The organism is Variovorax sp. 01T439_2, from assembly GCF_056398445.1.
Map to the genome: position 1 here is coordinate 1 of NZ_JBFTPJ010000809.1, position 2,763 is coordinate 2,763.

At 64.3% G+C, this 2,763-nt stretch carries 2 protein-coding genes and 1 pseudogene; 1 reads left to right on the forward strand and 2 read right to left on the reverse strand.

The window, feature by feature from the left end; translation table 11 throughout:
- Positions 1-172: pseudogene (locus AC1DOC_RS28115) on the reverse strand (polyhydroxyalkanoate depolymerase); the annotation flags it as partial.
- Positions 173-330: 158 nt separating this feature from the next.
- Positions 331-1,527, reverse strand: coding sequence for an amino acid aminotransferase (locus AC1DOC_RS28120; RefSeq protein WP_062361682.1), 1,197 nt, complete (start codon positions 1,525-1,527; stop codon positions 331-333).
- A 106-nt stretch (positions 1,528-1,633) separates the two neighbouring features.
- Between AC1DOC_RS28120 and AC1DOC_RS28125 the strand changes: the two genes are divergently transcribed.
- Positions 1,634-2,763, forward strand: a 1,130-nt coding sequence (locus tag AC1DOC_RS28125) for a DEAD/DEAH box helicase family protein (protein ID WP_478130963.1), incomplete at its 3' end; no start/stop codon positions are given.

A 2,763-nucleotide genomic window follows, 5' to 3' on the forward strand; every position in this document is an offset into this window, starting at 1 on the left:
TCTCGTAGTCCTTGCCGAGGCGGTAGAGCAGGTCGTAGCCCGCCGCCATGCGCTGGGCCATGGGCAGCTGGCCCCACACCGCGCCTTGGCCATAAAGCTTGGACGCCGCTTGCGCGAAGTCCGAAAACGGCTCCATGAGGGAACGCTGGGCTTCGTAGAGTTGATAGAGCATCGCTGGTCTTGGAGTGGAATGTTGCAATGCAATATATCAGCGCATTCGCTGACTTGCAGGGGGCCTAACCCCTACACCGGCCCTGCCGAAAGGGCCGTTTTTAAGCCACGAATGTGAAGGAATCGTAAAACGCAGATTCCCTCACATCTTGCTGACGCCTAGATGACCTTGGCGATCGACGCGCAGACGTAGTCGATGTTCTTGCTGTTGAGCGCGGCCACGCACATGCGGCCGGTGTCGGTGCCGTACACGCCGAACTCGTTGCGCAGGCGCACCATCTGGTCCTTGCTGAGGCCCGAGTAGCTGAACATGCCGATCTGCGTGGTGATGAAGCTCATGTCTTCCTTCACGCCGGCGGCCTTGAGGCCGTCGACCAGCTTCTGGCGCATGGCCTTGATGCGCACGCGCATTTCGCCGAGTTCCTTTTCCCACAGGGCGCGCAGCTCGGGGTTGCCGAGCACCGCGGCCACCACGGCGCCGCCGTGGATCGGCGGGTTGCTGTAGTTGGTGCGGATCGCGATCTTGAGCTGCGACAGCACGCGGCCGGCTTCTTCCTTGTTCTCGCACAGCACCGACAGGGCGCCCACGCGCTCGCCGTAGAGGCTGAAGCTCTTCGAGAACGAGGTCGAGACGAAGAAGGTCAGGCCCGCGTCGACGAACTTGGCGACGGCCGCGCCGTCTTCCTTCAGGCCGTAGCCGAAGCCCTGGTAGGCCATGTCGAGGAAGGGCACCAGGCCCTTGGCCTTGACCGCGGCCACGACCTGGTCCCACTGCTCGGGCGTGATGTCGTAGCCGGTCGGGTTGTGGCAGCAGGCGTGCAGCACCACGACGGTGCCGGCCGGCGCAGCGTTCAGGGCGGCCAGCATGCCGTCGAAGTTGACGCCGCGCCTGGCGGCGTCGTAGTAGGGGTAGCTTTCGACCTCGAAGCCCGCGTTGGTGAACAGGGCGCGGTGGTTTTCCCAGCTCGGGTCGCTGATCAGCACCTTGGCCTTGGGGTTGAGCTTCTTGAGGAAGTCGGCGCCGACCTTCAGGCCGCCGGTGCCGCCGATGGCCTGGATAGTGGCCACGCGGCCCGATTGCACCGGCTCGCTGTCGGCGCCGAAGACCAGGCCCTTGACCGCGTTGTCATACGCCACGATGCCGTCGATCGGCAGGTAGCCGCGCGCCGTGGGCGCCTTCATCATGTTCTGTTCGGCGGCTTGCACGCACTGCAAAAGCGGCAGCTTGCCGTTGTCGTCGTAGTAGACGCCGACGCCGAGGTTGACCTTGTTGGGGTTGGTGTCGGCTGCAAACTGCTCGTTGAGGCCGAGGATCGGGTCGCGCGGTGCCATTTCGACCGCGGTGAACATAGACATGGAGAAAGTCCTTTGGGATGAAAGCTTCGCTGGCAACCGGACTTGCGCTACGCTTTCCGGTTGCCTTGAATTTTACCGGCGCCACCGCCACCTGTCGGGAACAGCCATGCCAGAGAACAACGAAGCCATAGCAGACCTGAAGAAACTGGACCCGATCGGGCCGGCCAAGCAGGGCGAATTCATCAAATACCCCGGTTCGCCTTTCGAACTTTTCCAGCCCTACCCGCCGGCCGGGGACCAGCCGAAGGCCATCGACGGCCTGGTCGAGGGCGTGCTCGACGGCGAGGTGTTCCAGACGCTGCTGGGYGTCACGGGCTCGGGCAAGACCTTCACCATGGCCAACGTGATCGCGCGGCTGGGCCGCCCGGCCATCGTCTTTGCGCCCAACAAGACGCTGGCGGCGCAGCTCTACAGCGAATTCCGCGAGTTCTTTCCCAAGAACGCCGTCGAGTACTTCGTGAGCTACTACGACTACTACCAGCCCGAGGCCTATGTGCCGCAGCGCGACCTGTTCATCGAGAAGGACAGCTCGATCAACGAGCACATCGAGCAGATGCGCCTGTCGGCCACCAAGAGCGTGCTGGAGCGGCGCGACACGGTCATCGTGGCCACGGTGAGCGCTATCTACGGCATCGGCACGCCCGAGGACTACACGCAGATGCGTTTCATCATGCGGGTGGGCGACCAGATCGGCCAGCGCGACGTGATCGGGCGGCTGATCCGCATGCAGTACACCCGCAACGAGCAGGACTTTTCGCGCGGCACCTTCCGCGTGCGCGGCGACACCATCGACGTGTTTCCGGCCGAGCACAGCGAGCTGGCCATCCGCATCGAGCTGTTCGACGACGAGATCGAGACGCTGCAGCTGTTCGATCCGCTCACGGGCCGCATCCGCCAGAAGATCCCGCGCTTCACCGTATACCCGTCGAGCCACTACGTGACGCCGCGCGACAAGGTGCTGAGCGCGGTCGAGACCATCAAGATCGAGCTGGCCGAGCGGCTCAAGGAATTCGTCTCGCAGGGCAAGCTGGTGGAGGCGCAGCGCCTGGAGCAGCGCACCCGCTTCGACCTGGAGATGCTCGCCGAGATCGGCCACTGCAAGGGCATCGAGAACTACACGCGCCACCTCTCGGGCGCCGCGCCGGGCGAGCCGCCCGCCACCTTGACCGACTACCTGCCGAAGGATGCGCTGATGTTCCTCGACGAGAGCCACCAGATGGACGGCCAGCTCAGCGC

Excerpts from the sequence above, each read along its gene's own strand:
- AC1DOC_RS28120 (WP_062361682.1), bottom strand. The coding sequence starts at position 1,527 with ATGTCTATGTTCACCGCGGTCGAAATGGCACCGCGCGACCCGATCCTC.